Origin of the sequence: Enterococcus sp. AZ020, assembly GCF_050499205.1 — a bacterium.
GTDB classification, from domain to species: domain Bacteria; phylum Bacillota; class Bacilli; order Lactobacillales; family Enterococcaceae; genus Enterococcus_L; species Enterococcus_L dunnyi.
The window spans coordinates 2361429-2379237 of record NZ_JBIPAT010000001.1 but is presented as its reverse complement, the minus strand read 5'-3'; the positions used below and the strand labels follow the sequence as shown (position 1 = coordinate 2379237).

Here is a 17809-nt window from a genome sequence, read left to right as displayed (position 1 = left end):
TGCTTTGAACACCAATCGTCCAGCTTAAAACAAAATTTAGTATTTACACCCACAGATTAAATAGATAATCTAATGATCGTAAATTTGTTTGGTTCGATTTTAAAGCTTGTTGGTTTAACAACGGATGTTGTTTTTGCTTTGATCAATGGCGCAATTTCATACTCACCAGGCGGTAAGTAAATACTGATTTGGCCAAAACTATTGGTAATAGCAGTTGTTTCTAAGGCATTACCTTTCGTACAAGTAATTTGATATTCTAAACCACTTAAAACTTGCTTAGCATCTGTACTTGAGACATAGACTAAAGCACGCCCTTGAATTTGCTTCGGTTTATTGTAGAAAACATTTTCTGCAATTTTACCGACTTCAATGGTATTGGTTTGTTGTGGAGCATCTAGTTCATAGCCGTCCGGTGCTTTCGTTTCTGCGATGACAACCTCACCTACCGGCAAGTTAGAGAAGAAGACTTCTCCATTAGCATCCGTTGTTCCTGTATGAACATTCCCATTTGAATCTGTTACTGAAAATTCAGCGTTAGGTAAAACATTTTCTGTCTCATACCCATCTTCATCCAATGCATATTTTGTGATTTTTAGACTACCTAAGTTTTCCTTTTTCACATTGGCATGTCTGATTTCAGCAACTTTTCCAGCTTCTACCGTGATTTCATAGAAGGTTGTATCTTCTTCAAAACCAGGAGGTGCTTGTACTTCTATTACATAATATTTACCAGGCGCCAAATCATTTAGGAGAATTTCTCCATTTTGATCTGTTGTATATGTGCCTAATAATTGTGTATCTGTATCATAGACTTCAAAGACTGCATCTGCTAAATATTCGATTGGATCTGATCCTTGAACATATTTGATGATTTTCAATGAACCAGTCTCAGGTACGACTTCTTTTTTATTCAAGACTTCGATCGTTGCTTTGCCGTTTGGATCTGTTTTAGAAAGTGTGACATATTTTGGTGTCGCATCCATTTCATAACCGTCCGGTGCTTTTGTTTCAATCAATTTGTACGTACCATATGGTAAATCTGATAAAGTAGCGACTCCGTTGGCATCTGTTGTAACTTTCCCTACTAACTGATCATTACTATCGTATACTTCGAATTCTGCTCCTGCTAAGAGCTTCCCTTCTTCATCTTTTTTGATGACTTCAAGGTTGCCTGTTGTTTGTTCTTTTTTATTCACCACTGTAATGCTGACTTTTCCGTTCGGATCATTTTCAGATACCGTCACATAATGCGGTGTCGCATCTAACTCATAGCCTGCCGGTGCTTTTGTTTCAATCAATTTATAGGTGCCAAAAGGTAGATCATTTAATGTCGCTACACCATTCGCATCTGTTGTAACCGTTCCGACTAATTGGTTATTTGCGTTGAATACATTGAATTCTGCTCCTGCAAGTAATTTTCCTTCTTCATCTTTTTTGATGACTTCAAGGTTACCTGTTGTGACTTTTTTCTTATTGACAATGGCAATACTTGCAACCCCATTTGGTGTATCTTTTGAGATAGTGACATAATGCGGTGTTGGATCTAGTTCATAGCCGTCCGGCGCTTTTGTTTCAACTAATTTGTAAGTGCCATAAGGTAGATCGTTCAACGTAGCGAACCCACTATCACTTGTAGTGACCGTTCCAACTAACTGATTGTTTGCATTGTATACTTGGAAAGTAGCACCTGATAGTAATCTGCCTTCCACACTTTGTTTAACGATCAAGATCTTACCTGTAGCTTTTTTATTAGTGACATAAATCGTTACAGTTTTATTTGTTGAAGAAATCGTCACATATTTCGGCGTTGAATCTACTTCATAACCGTTTGGTGCTTGAACTTCAACTAGTTTATATGTGCCAAAAGGTAAATTGCTTAACGCAGCTACTCCATTTGCACCAGTGGTAATTCTTCCTACAAGCTGATTGTTGGAATTATATACATCGAAAACAGCACCAGCCAACACTTGATTTGACTCATTCGTTTTGACTACTTGCAGTCCGCCTTTTTGCTCTGGTAGCGGAACATTACATTTCGTCAAGCAAAGTAGTTGACCACTTCTCATTAGAGAAAAATACATACGACTAGATTCAAGCTGATAACCGCTCGGTGCTTTTGTTTCTCGGATCGAATAGTTCCCTAAAGGTAAGGTAGTTGTTTGAGCAATCCCGTTTGCATTTGACTGGATGACTTGAACAGCACGCCCCCATGAATCATAGATCGTAAATTCTGCTCCAGCTAATCTTGCATTCGTTTTTGAATTATATTTGATTACTTGAACACCTGCATAACAAGTTACGCCTAAAAATCTAGCTGTCGGCTGTTGAGTCTGTAAAACATTATTTTGGACATCATCCAAGTTGGGAAGACCAACTGTTGTTGAATTTGTTGCTGTTGACCATGTTGCATTCGTACTTGTTGCTTCTGCTGTTGGTCCATTAAGCAACCCCAACGCAATGAAAACCATGATAAATGGAATAAGTACATAACTAAGTTTTTGTTTCATACTTTAATAAACGCCCCTAACTATTAATTAATTTGAACTCTACAGACAATTAAAATGTAATAAACCATACAAGTAACAGAACCATATTTATTCAGCTCCTTCCTAATCTAAAAAAATTAATCTAAATATTAACTTTTTTAATTAGTTATTTATTTTTTTGTTATAATAACACACAGGAAGTAAATTTTTTCAGTCGGTAAAGTATTTTATACCCAGAAAGGAGATTTTTTTTTGAATAATTATGGATCATTAATAAAAAAAATCAGAATTGAAAAAGGTCTCAGCCAAAAAAATGTTTATTCAGGAATAATGACTAGACAAACTTACTACTTAATTGAATCAAATGTCAGCATGCCCTCATTCGATAAATTCTTATTGATCTTGGAGAAACTATTTCTGTCTGTTGAAGAGTTTCTTAACTTACTTGACCCAGAGTATTTTCCCGCTGAAAACCAGTTATACTACGAATTAAGTCATGCTGTTTTTAAAAAAGATAAAGCTTACCTTGAGACGTTGAAACAGCTTGCTGATCAACGCTATCAAACAACAAAAAATGAAAAGTATTATCATCTTTTTTTGATTACGCAGGCGATGCTTCAAATAAATTTTACAAACGAAGAAACACCGCAAAATCCTTCTTTACAGCAACTTATGAGCCCGATCAAAAACTATTTGATCGGTGTAGATAAATGGTACCTGTATGAGCTAAAACTTTTGAACAATTCTCTTTATTGTTTTTCGCCCTCAGAGGCGATCGCTTTAGGAACATTAGTGACCGATAAAATCGATCCTTTGAATCAAATTGAAACTTTGCAAGATACAAAACTGAGAATTTATTTAAATCTCTCCTCGTTATGTTTAAATTATAAAGACTATCAACATGCCATGGATTTTTCTAAACTTGCCATCGCTAATGCACAATCAGATTATCGGCTATTTGAAATGCTTATTGCCCGCTTAAATCATGCGATTGCCCATTCAGCTGATACATCTAAACAATTGACACCTGAAATCGCAAAATACTTAGATATCCTAGAGACCTTAGATTATTGTAAAATCGTTGAGGACTATCAAAGTATTTTGCAATCAAATCAAATTAATTGATTTATATTTGTTTTTTATATTATTACTGACCAAATTGATTTACTTTGTATGCCCAACTATAGGGTCTAGGTGACGTTTCTTTTTCACCATCGTTAGTTGTTCCCAATTTTGGTGTAATAAACATCGTCAGCCAGTATTCTTCGTTCGTTTGATAATCTAGTTCTGCCTTATTCGTTTTCATTAATCCACTCGTATTACTTGAAATATGTGTTGTGTTCAAATTCTGATTCGTTGAAGAAACAATATATCCTGCAAATTGATAGTATTCTGGAATGATATCGCTAATAGATACTTTTGTTTCTCCTTTTTTCAACATAAGTTCATATTTCATAAATAAGGATTCAGATACTTCGGCTGGCGTATCTTTTGTTGTGCTTTTAGAAATTATATTGCTCGTTTGATCAGTGTTTTCAATATCAGATGTAAAATATCCTTTTGAAGGGATCACCAGCTCTTCATTTGGGCCGTTTACAGCTTGTCGAATATTTAGATACACTTTTCTTATTTGAGCGATTCTTGTATTTGTGACAATGATTTGTTGATCGGTGTATTGTCCATTTACCGAATCGAATTTGAAGACATCTTTGGTCCCTGCTGTTACTTGTCCGTTGATCTCTATTTGCGTCTCATAGTCTTGTGTCGACTTTAGTAGTTCTTCAATCGTGTATTCTTGACTAGCTTTCCATGGATGGACGATTTTTTTCACTTCAGTCGGGAAAAGTGTAAATGTATCATTCCCTGTATATTGATCATTCCCGTATTTAAAATCAAACGAATCGGACTTCTCTGTCACTTCCTTACCGTCTTCATCAAGGAGTTTCTTTTGCAGGCTTACAATAATTGGTTTGACACTAGGAACCTCAAATTCTGACGGTATGACCGTATCATCGTATCTTTTGTAAACGATCGTTGTTTTGCCATTTGTTTTAGCTAATCCATTTGTATCGATCACATTAGGTTTTAAGACATCATTTGTCGCATCTACTCGATAGGTCATTTCCGCATACATCACATCTTCATCTGGATCATTTGAAACAGGCGTTTTGAGTGTTCCTACATCCCAATTGATCGTTTTTACACCTAAAACATCCTTCGCTTCAGAATTTCCTTGAGTGACAGATTCACTGCCATTCATAACAAAACCTGTTCCCATCGGATCTACGACATGGGCTGATTTGATGGCACCGACGATTTCACCGGCAATGCCACTTAAAATGTCATCTAAATTATCTGCAGTTGCAGCAAAACATTTATCTTCTGATGAGGCAATTTCTTTCAAGGTCTGATTCCCCGTTTTGATTTCATCATCTTGAGAAGCAGAATCTAAATCCACACCGATCGTATAGAAATCTGTTACTAAAAAGTCACCATTCGACATTTTTTCATTTTTAGTAATAGTTGCTTGAGCAATCGCGCTATGTGCATGATTGGCCATCAAACGATTTTTAGAGCCTGTGGGCATTTGCTCATATTCTGGTGCAAATGCACCAATGCGATATTTAGCACCATTTCCGTAAGGTTTACTGTAGTCAAAATTGGCTTCCGGAATCGTTTTGACACTTTCATAATAGTTATATCCTGCAGCACCACTAGGATAATCAAAAAGCTCCATCCCGCTTAATTGGTTATAAGGTGCAGTAGGCGGATAGCTATAGGTTGGTACTCCATCAGAAATAAGTACGATGTTTCTCTTTTCTCCAGTAGCTTTTGCCATGACTTCTGTTGCAGATTTGATTCCAGCTTGTGTAAAGGTTCCTCCGTTGACAACGGGTTCTAATTCTTTGATTTTATCGATCAATAGACTTTTATGGGCGTAATCAACAAATTGATCACTCCATCCAGCCTGATTGAATGTATAATTCGTCACAGTGGAATTATAAGTAACTAAAGCGATTCGATTGACATAATCTTTGTGGAGCACCATGTTTACAAATTTTTCTGCGGCGCTCTTAGCTTTGATCATTCGATCATTTTCTTCCATACTTCCTGAAGTATCAATGATTAAAACAATATCCGTTGGCGGCGGTGGAAATTGGTTACGTCCTTCGATCCGAACGGTGATATCCCACTGGTTGACCATACCCTCTACCGGTTTAGCGGTCTTACTCAACTTCACTTCCCCAGGTTGAAGATCAGTCTTCAAAGCAGCTTTGATAGGCGCATTCGTATATAAGAGTGCCGACTGTGCAAAATAAACTAATCCAATCAAACTTGCAACAATCATCATCCAACGAAAAAAACGTAATTTCTTTCTTCTTCCCTTTTTCATGAGTGCACCTTCTTTCTCTAGATTTTTACTCTTATTGACCGCTTGTTTGTCCTTTCAATGCATTATCAACATCTAAAAGCGGGCCGGTGGTCGGTGTCTCAGCGTTCCACCAAGCATCTCGATAAGAATATTTCGTTGTTCCGATGCCTTCTGCTTTGATTTCAATGGTCAATGAAACATTTTCATATTCCTCTGTAATTGCCGCCTGATTCATTTTTACTTTCGTAAAAAGAACTGCTGTCTGTTCATTTTTCGCTAGTTTCTTTTTATAATAGAAATAACCATCCTGTCCGTTGATCCAATCTGTCAGATTGTAATCGATCGTCAAAACCGGGTTGCTTCCTTCTGTCGTAGCTGGCAATAAGAGCGTTGAACCATTCGATTGTTGTTTGGTGATACTTGGTAAAGCTAACACTCGAATAAAGATATCCTGTTCACCAGTATTTGTTATCTGGACTTTTTTTGAATATTCTTTATCTGGCTCAAATATACTTGGCGGATCAAATTCTTCTTTGATCTCTGTCTGAACATTTCCTACTCTAAAATCATTTTCTTTTTGATCACTATCTGTTAAAGCTGCATACGTTCGATGCAATCCCAATGACACCATCACCAAAATGATCGCTGCGCTCGTAAGTAAAAAGAGGGATTTCGCTATTTTAATTTTCTTTTTTGATTTTTTTGTTTTCAAAATGGCTCCTCCTCTTTTTAGTCACTTAGCCGATCTTTATATAAATTGGCTGCTGGGCTTGACGGTACGATCTCCCAATTACTCAACAAAATTTGCGTGGCATCGTGAGCGTCCATTATTGGTTCTAACTTATAAAGAGCTCCCTTAAATTTGTTTGGTGCACTTTGATCCAGTGAAACACTCTCAACAATCGGTGTTGTTAAGTCATTTGGCTCTAATAATTCTGAGTAATAAAAATAACCATCTTGATATAGCCAGTAGTTTTGTGTCCCACTTGCTGGCAAACTTTCGTAGATATTCGTTGGAAAGTTCACTTTGAACCATTTCAAATCTGTTCCGTTGCGAGCAGCATCTTTGAACTTGTATCGGTCTGCTGCATTAGCTGGGATCACTGCATTTTTAGCAATATAATAATGCCCATCATAAAGATATGTCCCGCCTCCTGCTGCTGCATTTGCCCAGTTTTTTGGCTGCTCTATTTCTGCAATCGGCTTTACGGCATTGGGCGAAAGAGCTAAATTCCCATTCCCTGTCTGATCTGCCACATCTATTTTGAACATCAGTAAATATTCATATAAACTGATCCGAACAAAGGCAGGCATGTTTCCAGTGTTTTTGACACGAACTACTTTTTTTACTGTCATTCCTGACTGCCATTCGAAATCCGGGACGAAATCTTCAACGATTTCAGCTGATAACCTCGCTCCCACAAAATGGTTGTTTTCTTCGTCTTCTGAAACGAACCAGGCATATGTACTTCCTAGAACCATCAAACCAGAAAAAAGAAACGCGCAGACTGCAATGATTAGTTTGGCATGGAGTTTAAACTTTTTTCTGCGAGTATTTTTTTTCTTTTTCGCTAACTTCTTTTTCACACGCTATTTCCTCCTGTCTTTTGATCGTTCTAAGAAATCCATTTTTTATTTTTCTTTCCTTGCTCATTTTTTTTATGCTTCAATATCAATAGGACGATCAAGATCAAAAATAGGCCAATACACATGAACAACAAAGCTTCACGCCATTGTTCACCTGTTTTTGGAAATGACAGTCGATCTTTTACTGTGTCAATGATATTTTTAGGCTTGTCTGGTCCTTTTGTATCGGGTAATTCTGTTTTAACTGCTTTAAAGTTCCAAATATTTTCGACTACGTTCTTTTTGAAAAAATCCCGATTTGTGTAGGACTTACCATCCAACTCAAATTTGGCTTCTAATAAATGAGTATCGCCTCCCTTATAGATGCCTAAATTTAAGGGATTTGCTTTATCTTGTAAATTTCTTGCTTTACTGACACCTGACAAAGGTCCTTGATACACTTCTTTTCCATCAAGAAATAAACTCATTTGAATAGCTTTGGATAAATCAAGATTTCCTTCGATCAATGTCGGTTTACTGCTAGTCATGGTTAATTGATACGGAATATCTTTCTCCACATTGATGATCGTAATTTTAGTAGACCATTTTTTACCAGGTGCGACATCACGAATATCGATCAAGTATTTCCCATCACTATTGACTTTAATTCCTTGGTCATCGCCAACTACCATCCCAGAAGGAAGAGCGGACTCACCTCTAGCTTCAACAGGTTTAAAAGCAATCAATAGGCTAAACATCAATATAAGCCCGATCAAAAGCTTTCCTTTCTCCCTGTGCTGATTCTTCATCCTTCTTCCTCCTTAAAATAGATAGTTGTTTCTTTTTATTATTTAGCTGGTACTAAAGCTTTTAGTGCAGTTGCTAATGGGTCATTGACGCCTGCTGGCAACCATTGATCTACAGCATCTTTGTACGCTGAGATTCCTTGACCTTTAACAGTTAAATCGTAGATTAGTTTGCTGTATTCATTACCAGCAGTTCCAAGCAATTTAACAGCGTCCATCAATTGTGATGTATTTACGCCTGGTGCAACAACACTTGTGTAGTAGAAGTAACCATCAGCAGCATTGAAATACCATTTGTCAGCAACTGTAGGATCTGTTGTAATATTGTTGAATGATACTTGAATATTTCCAGAACCTGTAGCAGCTGGTGCATTCCAAATTAGAGTACCGTCTGCAGTGAATGTTGGTGTGTAGATCGGTGCATCTGTCCAAGTTCTTTCGTCTGCAGCATTATATTCTAATGAAACATAGCTTAATGATGGTGTGCCTGATTTTACTTTGATTTGATTAGACGCATTACGTTCAAATCCGTCAACTCCGCTAGCGTGGTAAAGTACGCCGCCTTTTTCAAAGGCATAACGGTACGTATAAGTTGTTTTTGTACCGACAGTTTCAGCTTTTTCTTTTACTTTTAATGTGTAAGTTCCACTGAATTCACCTGCAGCAACGGTTAATGTTGGTGCAGCTCCATCAAAGACAGAATCTGTAAATCCTGCTGGTGCGTCTGTTCCTGGTAATACATAAACAGTTTTGCTTGTTTGATTTTCAAGCTCTGCACCTGTTGTTTGTTTTGCGTTATGATCTTTCAATAATTGTAATGACTCACTTAAAGATACACGGATCAATGTGTCATATTTACCGATATTGGCAATTGCCACATCTTTGTTTACTTCTGACCCTGGTTCCCATTCGGTCGGCGGTTCAAATGTTTCCACTACCTCGATATCTTTTCCTGTTGCGATCTGACCTTCAAAGTGGTTGGTTTTTTGGTCCTCACTCGTGAACCAGGCAAATGTCGCTGCCATTACAGCAACAAGCGCAAATCCGCTTGCTAAGGCCAATATTTTTTTCTTCTTGTTTTTTTGCATCTTTTTACTTCCTTCCCCAATTTTTTTATATAATTCACCTTTTGATCAAGTTGAAGTCGAGATACTCTTTTCTTCTTGAGCAAAAAGAAATTACCGTTATTTGTTTAAAATGTAATAGCGAATGATCGTGATAAAACCAAAGACTGAAACTAAGAAAATGATAGACACCAGTAGATTTTCACTGACAAAGTTCAAAATGCCACCTACTTTAGGTATCGCAAAAACTTTTTTACCAACTACTTGTTTTTCACTTATAGGGACGTCCTCCGCTTTATTTGCATCTCCTTGTGTGATATAGTAGGTCCCTTTGGTATCACCTAAATGATCCATTTTCTTTTTTACTCTATGTGTCAAAAAAGCAGTACTGTTGATGCTAGGCTTAAAGGTAATGATGTCTCCCACCTTTGCTGAGTCACCTTCAATATTCTTCACGATAATAATGTCTCCAGAATGAAAGCCGCCTTTTTGAGTTTTAGGATCTCTTGGCACCATTGAATCAGTTAAAACACCAAAGAAACGATAACCAAGAACACTTCTGTCTGAACTCTTGCTTGTTGCAAACAATATCGATCCAATAACCATGAATGAAATAAAACTATAAAAGAAAACATTAAAAATAAATGTATACAAGGGATTTCTTTTTTGCTTTGGAATCGGTTTTCTTCTTTCTAAATGTCCCTTATTTTTACTCTTTTTAGAACTAGGAGGTGATTTTCTCGCTTTCTTTTTTGGGTTTGATTTTTTATTTTCTGAATTTATTTTATTTACGGATTGTTTTGATGATTTTATTTGCGCATTGCCTTTTTTTTTCTTCCTTTTTTTCTGTTGCTCTTCTACCATTTATCAAACCCTCATTTCGTCCACAATCACCTTGTTTTATTCATTCATGTTTATTAGAACCACACACTGTTAGCTTAAGAAAACCAACTTATTGCTGATATCATCATTTAATCTACTTGAGATTATCTATTCCTCAACATTCTTATCTGATCAAAGCTTCCAAAAAACTAATGATATTGAGAAAATCAACTAAAACGCAAAAAAGAAATACAGCGATCAGCATAAAGCCCATCAAACCGTATTTCTCATGTGTTTCCTCTGAAAGTAAAAACTGGTATTTCATTTCTATAAAAAACATTAGTTTATTATAGAGAAAATCGAAAGTCAATATCATTTTAAAACTTTTTTTACATTTTATTTTTCATTTTTTATATAATCGAAAATAGCGGAAAAAAGTAGGTGATTCACATACATTATTAAGTCAGATTGAACTATTATACATATAAAATCAGCGTTCTAATTACATGCATAGAGCAAAAAATTTTATCTTTTATCGTTTTATATAGAATAATTCCTCGACCTTCGATTTCAAAAAAACAGATTTATAGTATATTTCATTATAATCAAACAGGGGTGTTTAGAAATGACAGTTATCGGCTATATGCGCGTCAGTACACAGCAGCAGAAATTTGATTCCCAAAGAAAAGCGCTTGAAAAGTATGGCGTGGACGTGATCTACAAAGAAAGAGAAAGCGGACGAAAAACATCTAGAAGTGAATTGAATAAGGCTCTTGCTCAATTAAAATCGGGAGATACGTTAGTCATTTTCAAGCTAGATCGTTTATCCAGAGGGACAAAGCAACTGTTAAGTTTATTAGAAGAGTTTGACCGGAAAAACATTCACTTTGTAAGCATCCAAAATAATATCGATACCTCTACACCGATGGGACGCTTCTTTTTCACGATCATGGGGGCCTTTGCTGAGATGGAGGCAGAATTGATCAGAGAAAGGGTGATTGCAGGTTTAGATGCTGCGAGAGAAAATGGAAAACAACTGGGACGACCGCCGCGTACGAAAGAAGTCCAACAGGCTCTGAAGCTTTATACCGAATCTGAGTTATCCGTTCCTGAAATCGCAGAAAAGTGTGACATCTCTATTCCAACTGTCTACCATCATATAAAGAAGCAAAATCTACATAGAAAAGTTCATTAAACAAAAAGTCAGCTTAGACTCACTCGGCCGATGATCCAAGCAGTCTAAGCTGATTTTTCTATTTTTTAGACTAAGCAATCAATTTTAATCCAATGACTGACGATAGAATGACTCCAATGAATAAAATTCTCCGCCAATCTTTTGATTCCCCATAAAGGATCATACCTAAAATTGCTCCACCTGCCGCACCGATCCCCGTCCATATTGCATAAGAGACACCCATCGGTAACTGTTTCATTGCCAAATATAGAAAAATAAAACTGCTGGCAAAAGCTAAAACCAATAAAAGCAGTGATCTACTATCTTTTTTTTGATTAAACCGATTGATCGAAGCAACACCTAACATTTCAAAAATTCCAGCAATGACTAAAAAGAACCAACTCATTTTATTCCTCTCCTTTTTCACCTGTCACAAATTTCAATCCCATGACACCAGCTAATAAAACAATGATCAGTAAGATCTTGCTGATTTTGAATTCTTCACCGAAAAATAGGATGCCTGAAATAACCGTTCCAGCTGTCCCTAAACCGACAAACACAGCATAAGCTGTTCCGACCGGCAGTGTTTCACCCGCCTTTATCAACGCATAGAAGCTGATAAAGATGAATATACCTGTCAGCAACAATTGCCACCAGTTAGAACTATGCTTCATTCCAATCACCCACAGCACTTCAAAAAAAGCACCCACGATCAACTTTATCCAATCTTTATTCATTACACATCCTCCTGACTTTAAATAAACAGCCTGTCCGATCAACTAAAAAAAGCGTCAACCAACAATTCCATCTACGGCCTAAGAATTGTTGATTCACACTTTGAGTGACAAGTTGCCGGCGCAACCTGTCAAAAGTCTTTATTTAATTTGTTCGTTCAAACTGATTCTCATTCTACGCCACAATAATCCAGATAGCAATAGAGAGAGTATTTTTTCTATTAATTTCTAATGAATAGAATCAGTCTATTTCTGTGAAACTATTTTCACAGGCTGAAATTCTCAAACTAAAAATCTCAAAAAAGCTCTTGATAATACCTATTTTACTATTATTATGAAAATCTTTTCGTTCTGTCAAAAAGTTCATTTCAATCTAAGAATTTCTTAAAATATAACGTTCAGGATTTTGTAAATCCAAACAACATATGATACACTTACGTTATCAAAAAAAGATTCTAAGTGAATCGGTTAACGTTGATATTACTTACTTTAGGCGGTAGTAATATCAACGTCTTTCTTTATCTCTACAAATTATAACACACAAAAAGCTTTTTGAAAATATACATAGACCTTTGGTAACAAAAAAATCCTGAAATCGATTTATCGGGATTTTTTTGTTACCTAAAAGTGTGCATTATTATGCTAATGCACCCATTGGATCCCAAGGTGCTAACATGATAGGCTCTTGTTTCCAAACCTCTTGTAATTCTTTAGACAGCAACTCTTTACGCACTACGATTTGGTACGTATATTCATCCATCCAAGCATCACTCATCACGAAGAAGCCTTTATCACCAACTTTTTCTCCCCAGCTATTTTCAACTTTCCATTTTGTAGACACACCATCGATTAAATCAACACCTGTCAAGACCATTGCATGTGTCATTAGACTTTCACCAAAATCCAAACGCTCTGCCTTCGTCATTGTAAAATCGATATCAAAAAGATCATTCATCTCATAAGCATCTAACGACATGATTCCGCTATCTCTAGTAGAAGATTGGCCCACATCACACCCAAACCAAACAGACTCTCCTTGTTCTAATTGAGCCGCTGCTAGTTTTTTAAAGGTTGTCATATCTACATTGATATATTTCACCGCTTTACTGCCGACCACGTTACCAAGCATTTCAACAGTATAGGTCTTGTTGTAAGGCTTATCTGCTGTCGGTGCATTGATCACGCTGACATAGTCGTCCAGATCAACACCAACATATTTTTCATAGAAGGACTGCGGAGTCAATCCTTGATCCAAATGATAATTTTTTTCCTCATCGCGGTATTCAAAATCAAAGGTTTCTGGCGGTGTTCCCAGTGAGATCGCCAAGAAATTATAAATTTCTCCCAGCATTCTTTCTTTTGCTGCCTGCACTTCTTCTATTGTTTTACCATTGTGGATCAGCTCACGAAGAGTGACTGCATCTTTTCTTAACTTTTTATTTAGATAATTATTTAAATCACGAGAATTAGAACTGTTGCTGCTTTCCGGCATCGCAGTTTTTGGTACAACACCATATTTTTGAAAAATAGAGACGATCATATCCCACTGTCCGCCATCTTGTTGTGGTGTTGCTAAAAGGAAAGCTACTTTGCGGCTGTCTAATTCTTGATCAGCAGTCGCAATGATATTTTCATAAAAATAGTTGGATTTCTCATATTTATCCCAGAAAAAAGTATAATTTTGAGAAAGTTCAAAATCTTTCAAGTTAAAGCTGTTGATCATTTTGTGTCTAAACGTATTCAGTGCTGCAAACATCCAGCAACGTCCACTTTGTTTTTGGTTTGCTACTTTCCCAGTCGCAAGATCTACAGAAAAGACAGGAACGTTATTCACCTCTGCTGCTTGATTCTGAGCTGAAGCGCTGATTCCATTTTTTACGACACTTCTTTGCAACGCATTTTGCTTATTGTTTTCTGCAAAAGCAGCGCGAAATTTTTGTGTCATTGTTGGTTCGATTATTGACATATTCATTCATCCTTCCACTTTTTCATCGTTCTTTTTTATTATATGCCTGATGATTCATTCTCACAAGTTTTTGTAAAAAGTCATTGCTTTTTAATATCATCTGTATTAATATATATAATACAAACGATACAAAAGAGGTGAAATCATGTTATTGGAAATAGATACGCAAAGTCAAACGCCTATTTATCAACAGATCTGTAATCAATTGATCATCGGAATCGCTAAAAATCAGTTGCTGGCAGGAGAACAATTACCATCTGTTCGTCAAATGGCAGATGAAATAGGTGTCAATATGATGACTGTGTCAAAAGCTTATACATCATTAAAGGCAGACGGCTATATTTTAACTGATCGACGCAATGGGACGATAGTCGCTGATCGGCAATCACCGACATCACAATTTCAAGAATACTTTTCTGAACGATTGGATTTATTGTTAGCTGAAGCTGTTATCCATCAAGTAACCGAAGAAACTATCCAAAAAAATGTGAAACAGATTTATCAAAAATTTGACCAATAAAGGTGTGTTAAAAATGAATTTTTTATTATATGTCGTTCTTGTAGGTGTTGGTTTTTTAATGGCTTTTTCAGGAAGGATCCCTGCCAATCCACACAAAAACATCGTTTTAGAAACAACGTTACCAAAAGAAAAACTTCAAGATCCGCAAGTTTTAGCTGTTAGTAAGTTGTATAAAAAACGGTTACTGCAATGGGCTATCGCTTTTTTATTTATTGCTTTACCTGTGATCTTCATTCCTTATGATTCATTGACCATGATCTATTTTTTAACTGTTCTATTTGGCTTTATCGGGACTTTTTTCTACTTGGAAGTGATCTATATTCGTAAAATGACTGCCGTCAAAGTTCAAAATAAATGGTTTTTACCTACTCAGCCGATCTTGGTAGATACTAAGCTTGTTGCCAATAAGAACCGCAAATTGATCAGTGTTTGGTGGTTTTTACCAAGCTTTGTACTCACTGTTGCTGGAGCTATTTATTCATTGATAGCAGTCGGTAAAGATAATGGTTCTTGGCTGCTTTTCTTTATCAGTCTATTCTTATTTGGCTTTTTCTTGCTTTTCTATTATTTTATCGGACGTTTACCTGTTAAACCTTTGACAAGCGATGAAGCGATCAATCAACAGGTCAACGATCTAATGCGGCACCACTGGTCTGTCTTGATGGCTGTTTCAGCTTTGGTTTTGAGTCCATTACCTTTTATAGCTGGTTTATCCGTCATTTTACCTTATGAACAAATGATACTTTTGACTTTTGGTTTTGTTTTAGCAATCTTACTATTTATTGTATTCACCTTCTATTATCTATTTTCTTCTCGTAAGAAACAGGATCAATTGATTTCTTTAGCAGAAGAATATCGCTATAGTGATGAAGACCAATACTGGAAATATGCGATTTATATCAATCCTAATGATAAAAGAATTCTTGTTCCTGACCGCATCGGTATGAATATTACAACAAATCTAGGGCGCCCGGCTGGAAAAATCATTATGAGTATCGTCGGACTTTTTGTTTTCGGTGCACTCATTGCCGTTAGCATCCCGATGCTGATCAGTGATTTTTCAGCAAATCCATTTGAACTATCAACTTCTCATAACGGCATCCATTTATCTGCGCCATTTTCTAAGGATAGAGAAATCGAGTGGGAGGAGATCAAGTCAGTACAGTTAGTCAATGAACTGCCAAAAGATACGATTCGCGTCTATGGAACGGCTACTGAAAATTACCTAACTGGAGAATTTCAAGTAGATGATCACCCTGCGTATCTTCTCGTCTATCGAAAAGAACAACCGATCCTAGAAATAGAAACGAAGGATAAGCGTTATTACTATACAAATAAAGATAGTCAATTGACTAAAAAATATTATAAAGATATTCAATCTATTCGTGACAAATAGGAAATAAGCAGCACGTCCAGAGCAAAATCGGAAGACAATTTTGTTCTGGACTCTATTTTTTAATAGACAGTGACAAAAGTTAGATTCTCGGATTTTTACGCCAATCGCTCGAACCTAAGGAGCTTTGACCTCATTCTCTCGTTATTTTCTGAAAAAGGCATTACTGGATGACTTTTGACTTTGATTGTAGCTTAACTACCGAATAACCCATTCAACTCTTCCCTACTAGTATTTCTAGCTAAAGATACGATTTCACTGATTTAACGTTCACTTACTCTTTGCATTTTGTTCGTTTAGGAATGCTCTTTACATTTTCTTAAAAAAGATTATATCCTTATTTTCTATATGCTGCATGCCTTTTCACTTCATTTCTACTCTCACGAAACATTATTATAAGTGATCGTTCAATAACCAAAAATAAGTAAAAAATTGCACTTTTTTCTAATTATATTTTGACATATTCCTTTTGTATGATTAAACTGGTCTTAACGAATAGGAGTGATGAGCAAATGACTGTATTCAGTTTAAGAGACTATCAACGTTCTGACTTAGAAGAATTGGTGGCGTTATTTAATTCAACCGTTCAAGCGATCAATAAAAAAGATTATACAGAACAACAAATCGAACAATGGGTGCAGCCCACACCTGACTATGAAAAATGGGATGCTGTCTTAACTTCTACTTACACACGTGTTGTACTAGTTGGTATGAAAATCGTCGGCTTTGGAAATATATCAAAATCAGGCAAACTTGATTATTTATATGTAAGCAAAGAATGGATCGGTTACGGCGCAGGAAAATTATTAGCAAATGATTTGATCGACTATGCATTTAAAGCAGGAGCGAAGGAAATTACTGTCCACTCTTCGATCACAGCGAAATCATTCTTTGAATCACTTGGCTTCAAGGTAGTGAAACAAAACAACAATTATCGTAATGGTGTGCTCTTGCTAAATTATTTGATGGTCTATGCTAAAGAAAGCACGCCTACTACAAAGTTCTTTCCTTTTATGTAAAAAGGAGTCTCAGACAAAACTAAAAAACAGTTTTGTCTAAGGCTCTAATTCCGAAAACGGCGAGAAAAAAAGCAGCTCCTTCTTTTTTCCAAAGGAGCTGCTTTTTCTCAGCCGTTTTTCCATTAAGCAACCGTGAATTTTGTTTCTGACAGAGCTTTCTGCAGCTCTGTATTTGAAATTTCTCGATCACTTGTGATAGAAGCAGATTTTTTTTCAAGATCAACTGTGGCTTGTTGAACACCTGCAATCGATTCAAAATTTTCTTTGACGATATTTACACAGCCGTCACACTTCATTCCATTGATCGTTACTGTTTTTTCCATGTATAAACACTCCTTAATTATTTTAGTTTTATTTGATTAATGAACATGATGACACTGACATTGACCAGGAATACAGTTACAAGGAACAACTTCAACAGCTGTCTTTCTTTTCTCTTGCAAAAGACTTTCCAGCTGGTCGATATCTGAGAAACTTAAAGTACTATTATCGATGATCGATTCTAATACCTTTCCCACTTTTTTACTGCAGATCTTTCTCAATAGATCTTCTGAGAGAACTTCGATACTTCTACGCTCTTCGACTAACGGAAAATAGGTAAATTTATTCCCATTGCGCTTTGTTCCAAGCATTTCTTTTTCTACTAGTCGACTAAGCAACGTCTTCACAGTCGTGCTTTTCCACTCAGTCTTTTCATTCAAAATCTCAGTGACTTCTTTACTAGTTGTTTCTTCTTTAGTCCAAACAACGCGCATGATCTCCCACTCTGCATCGGTGATCGCTGAAGTCTTTTTCTTATCAGACATAGGAAGTCTCCTTTACTCGTATTCCAAAAAACAACTACACACGTAGTCTTTTTATATTCTAATAATAGTCGTTTCTTGCA

General features: G+C 36.3%; 17 protein-coding genes. 5 read left to right on the top strand and 12 right to left on the bottom strand.

The annotated features are described in order from the left end of the window. Window positions 1-56: 56 nt before the first annotated feature. Window positions 57-2507: a SpaA isopeptide-forming pilin-related protein gene (locus IGI58_RS11350; protein ID WP_429953301.1), complete on the bottom strand. Its 2451-nt coding sequence runs from the start codon at window positions 2505-2507 to the stop codon at window positions 57-59. Between the two features lie 231 nt (window positions 2508-2738). On the opposite strand from IGI58_RS11350, the gene IGI58_RS11345 reads away from it, so the two are divergent. Then, a complete protein-coding gene (locus IGI58_RS11345; protein ID WP_087642222.1) occupies window positions 2739-3611 on the top strand; it encodes a helix-turn-helix domain-containing protein in 873 nt (290 codons plus the stop codon). A 22-nt stretch (window positions 3612-3633) separates the two neighbouring features. Here IGI58_RS11345 and IGI58_RS11340 read toward each other — a convergent pair whose 3' ends face one another. The 6 genes from IGI58_RS11340 to IGI58_RS11315 all read right to left on the bottom strand — a co-directional run bounded on the left by IGI58_RS11340 (window position 3634) and on the right by IGI58_RS11315 (window position 10159). Further along, window positions 3634-5880, bottom strand: coding sequence for a vWA domain-containing protein (locus IGI58_RS11340; RefSeq protein WP_429953302.1), 2247 nt, complete (start codon window positions 5878-5880; stop codon window positions 3634-3636). 31 nt (window positions 5881-5911) lie between these two features. Continuing rightward, window positions 5912-6571 (bottom strand): hypothetical protein, encoded by a 660-nt coding sequence (locus IGI58_RS11335; RefSeq protein ID WP_176372907.1) that lies wholly within the window; start codon window positions 6569-6571, stop codon window positions 5912-5914. A gap of 17 nt (window positions 6572-6588) precedes the next feature. Continuing rightward, entirely contained in the window at window positions 6589-7446 is an 858-nt protein-coding gene (locus IGI58_RS11330; RefSeq protein ID WP_429953303.1) for a BsaA family SipW-dependent biofilm matrix protein, read from the bottom strand. Window positions 7447-7475: 29 nt separating this feature from the next. Further along, window positions 7476-8234 (bottom strand): hypothetical protein, encoded by a 759-nt coding sequence (locus IGI58_RS11325; protein ID WP_429953304.1) that lies wholly within the window; start codon window positions 8232-8234, stop codon window positions 7476-7478. A 38-nt stretch (window positions 8235-8272) separates the two neighbouring features. Next, complete coding sequence (locus tag IGI58_RS11320; protein ID WP_225534876.1) at window positions 8273-9319, bottom strand: BsaA family SipW-dependent biofilm matrix protein; 1047 nt, start codon at window positions 9317-9319, stop codon at window positions 8273-8275. A gap of 96 nt (window positions 9320-9415) precedes the next feature. Next, a complete protein-coding gene (locus tag IGI58_RS11315; RefSeq protein WP_429953305.1) occupies window positions 9416-10159 on the bottom strand; it encodes a signal peptidase I in 744 nt (247 codons plus the stop codon). A gap of 583 nt (window positions 10160-10742) precedes the next feature. Between IGI58_RS11315 and IGI58_RS11310 the strand changes: the two genes are divergently transcribed. Then, window positions 10743-11312 carry a recombinase family protein gene (locus IGI58_RS11310; protein ID WP_087642215.1) on the top strand — a complete coding sequence of 190 codons (570 nt, stop codon included), beginning with the start codon at window positions 10743-10745 and terminating at the stop codon, window positions 11310-11312. A gap of 70 nt (window positions 11313-11382) precedes the next feature. On the opposite strand, the gene IGI58_RS11305 is transcribed toward IGI58_RS11310, so the two are convergent. The 3 genes from IGI58_RS11305 to IGI58_RS11295 form a co-directional block, all read right to left on the bottom strand. After that, the gene (locus IGI58_RS11305; protein WP_087642214.1) at window positions 11383-11697 is read right to left on the bottom strand and encodes a DMT family transporter; all 315 of its coding nucleotides are present in this window, start codon (window positions 11695-11697) and stop codon (window positions 11383-11385) included. A 1-nt stretch (window position 11698) separates the two neighbouring features. Further along, the gene (locus IGI58_RS11300) at window positions 11699-12028 is read right to left on the bottom strand and encodes a DMT family transporter (RefSeq protein WP_087642213.1); all 330 of its coding nucleotides are present in this window, start codon (window positions 12026-12028) and stop codon (window positions 11699-11701) included. Between the two features lie 634 nt (window positions 12029-12662). Then, complete coding sequence (locus tag IGI58_RS11295) at window positions 12663-13991, bottom strand: aminopeptidase C (protein ID WP_429955311.1); 1329 nt, start codon at window positions 13989-13991, stop codon at window positions 12663-12665. A gap of 145 nt (window positions 13992-14136) precedes the next feature. Between IGI58_RS11295 and IGI58_RS11290 the strand changes: the two genes are divergently transcribed. The 3 genes from IGI58_RS11290 (at window position 14137) to IGI58_RS11280 (ending at window position 16923) form a co-directional block, all read left to right on the top strand. Then, the gene (locus IGI58_RS11290) at window positions 14137-14511 is read left to right on the top strand and encodes a GntR family transcriptional regulator (protein WP_429953307.1); all 375 of its coding nucleotides are present in this window, start codon (window positions 14137-14139) and stop codon (window positions 14509-14511) included. Between the two features lie 13 nt (window positions 14512-14524). Continuing rightward, window positions 14525-15907, top strand: a complete 1383-nt coding sequence (locus tag IGI58_RS11285) for a PH domain-containing protein (RefSeq protein WP_429953308.1) — start codon at window positions 14525-14527, stop codon at window positions 15905-15907. 509 nt (window positions 15908-16416) lie between these two features. After that, window positions 16417-16923: a GNAT family N-acetyltransferase gene (locus IGI58_RS11280; RefSeq protein WP_225534872.1), complete on the top strand. Its 507-nt coding sequence runs from the start codon at window positions 16417-16419 to the stop codon at window positions 16921-16923. A gap of 122 nt (window positions 16924-17045) precedes the next feature. On the opposite strand, the gene IGI58_RS11275 is transcribed toward IGI58_RS11280, so the two are convergent. Continuing rightward, window positions 17046-17246: a heavy-metal-associated domain-containing protein gene (locus IGI58_RS11275; RefSeq protein ID WP_429953309.1), complete on the bottom strand. Its 201-nt coding sequence runs from the start codon at window positions 17244-17246 to the stop codon at window positions 17046-17048. A gap of 36 nt (window positions 17247-17282) precedes the next feature. Continuing rightward, the gene (locus IGI58_RS11270; protein WP_225534870.1) at window positions 17283-17729 is read right to left on the bottom strand and encodes a CopY/TcrY family copper transport repressor; all 447 of its coding nucleotides are present in this window, start codon (window positions 17727-17729) and stop codon (window positions 17283-17285) included. Window positions 17730-17809: the final 80 nt, after the last annotated feature.

Coding starts and splice junctions, on each gene's coding strand:
- IGI58_RS11350 (WP_429953301.1), bottom strand. CDS start 2,507: ATGAAACAAAAACTTAGTTATGTACTTATTCCATTTATCATGGTTTTC.
- IGI58_RS11340 (WP_429953302.1), bottom strand. CDS start 5,880: ATGAAAAAGGGAAGAAGAAAGAAATTACGTTTTTTTCGTTGGATGATG.
- IGI58_RS11325 (WP_429953304.1), bottom strand. CDS start 8,234: ATGAAGAATCAGCACAGGGAGAAAGGAAAGCTTTTGATCGGGCTTATA.
- IGI58_RS11320 (WP_225534876.1), bottom strand. CDS start 9,319: ATGCAAAAAAACAAGAAGAAAAAAATATTGGCCTTAGCAAGCGGATTT.
- IGI58_RS11315 (WP_429953305.1), bottom strand. CDS start 10,159: ATGGTAGAAGAGCAACAGAAAAAAAGGAAGAAAAAAAAAGGCAATGCG.
- IGI58_RS11310 (WP_087642215.1), top strand. CDS start 10,743: ATGACAGTTATCGGCTATATGCGCGTCAGTACACAGCAGCAGAAATTT.
- IGI58_RS11305 (WP_087642214.1), bottom strand. CDS start 11,697: ATGAGTTGGTTCTTTTTAGTCATTGCTGGAATTTTTGAAATGTTAGGT.
- IGI58_RS11300 (WP_087642213.1), bottom strand. CDS start 12,028: ATGAATAAAGATTGGATAAAGTTGATCGTGGGTGCTTTTTTTGAAGTG.
- IGI58_RS11295 (WP_429955311.1), bottom strand. CDS start 13,991: ATGTCAATAATCGAACCAACAATGACACAAAAATTTCGCGCTGCTTTT.
- IGI58_RS11290 (WP_429953307.1), top strand. CDS start 14,137: ATGTTATTGGAAATAGATACGCAAAGTCAAACGCCTATTTATCAACAG.
- IGI58_RS11285 (WP_429953308.1), top strand. CDS start 14,525: ATGAATTTTTTATTATATGTCGTTCTTGTAGGTGTTGGTTTTTTAATG.
- IGI58_RS11280 (WP_225534872.1), top strand. CDS start 16,417: ATGACTGTATTCAGTTTAAGAGACTATCAACGTTCTGACTTAGAAGAA.
- IGI58_RS11275 (WP_429953309.1), bottom strand. CDS start 17,246: ATGGAAAAAACAGTAACGATCAATGGAATGAAGTGTGACGGCTGTGTA.
- IGI58_RS11270 (WP_225534870.1), bottom strand. CDS start 17,729: ATGTCTGATAAGAAAAAGACTTCAGCGATCACCGATGCAGAGTGGGAG.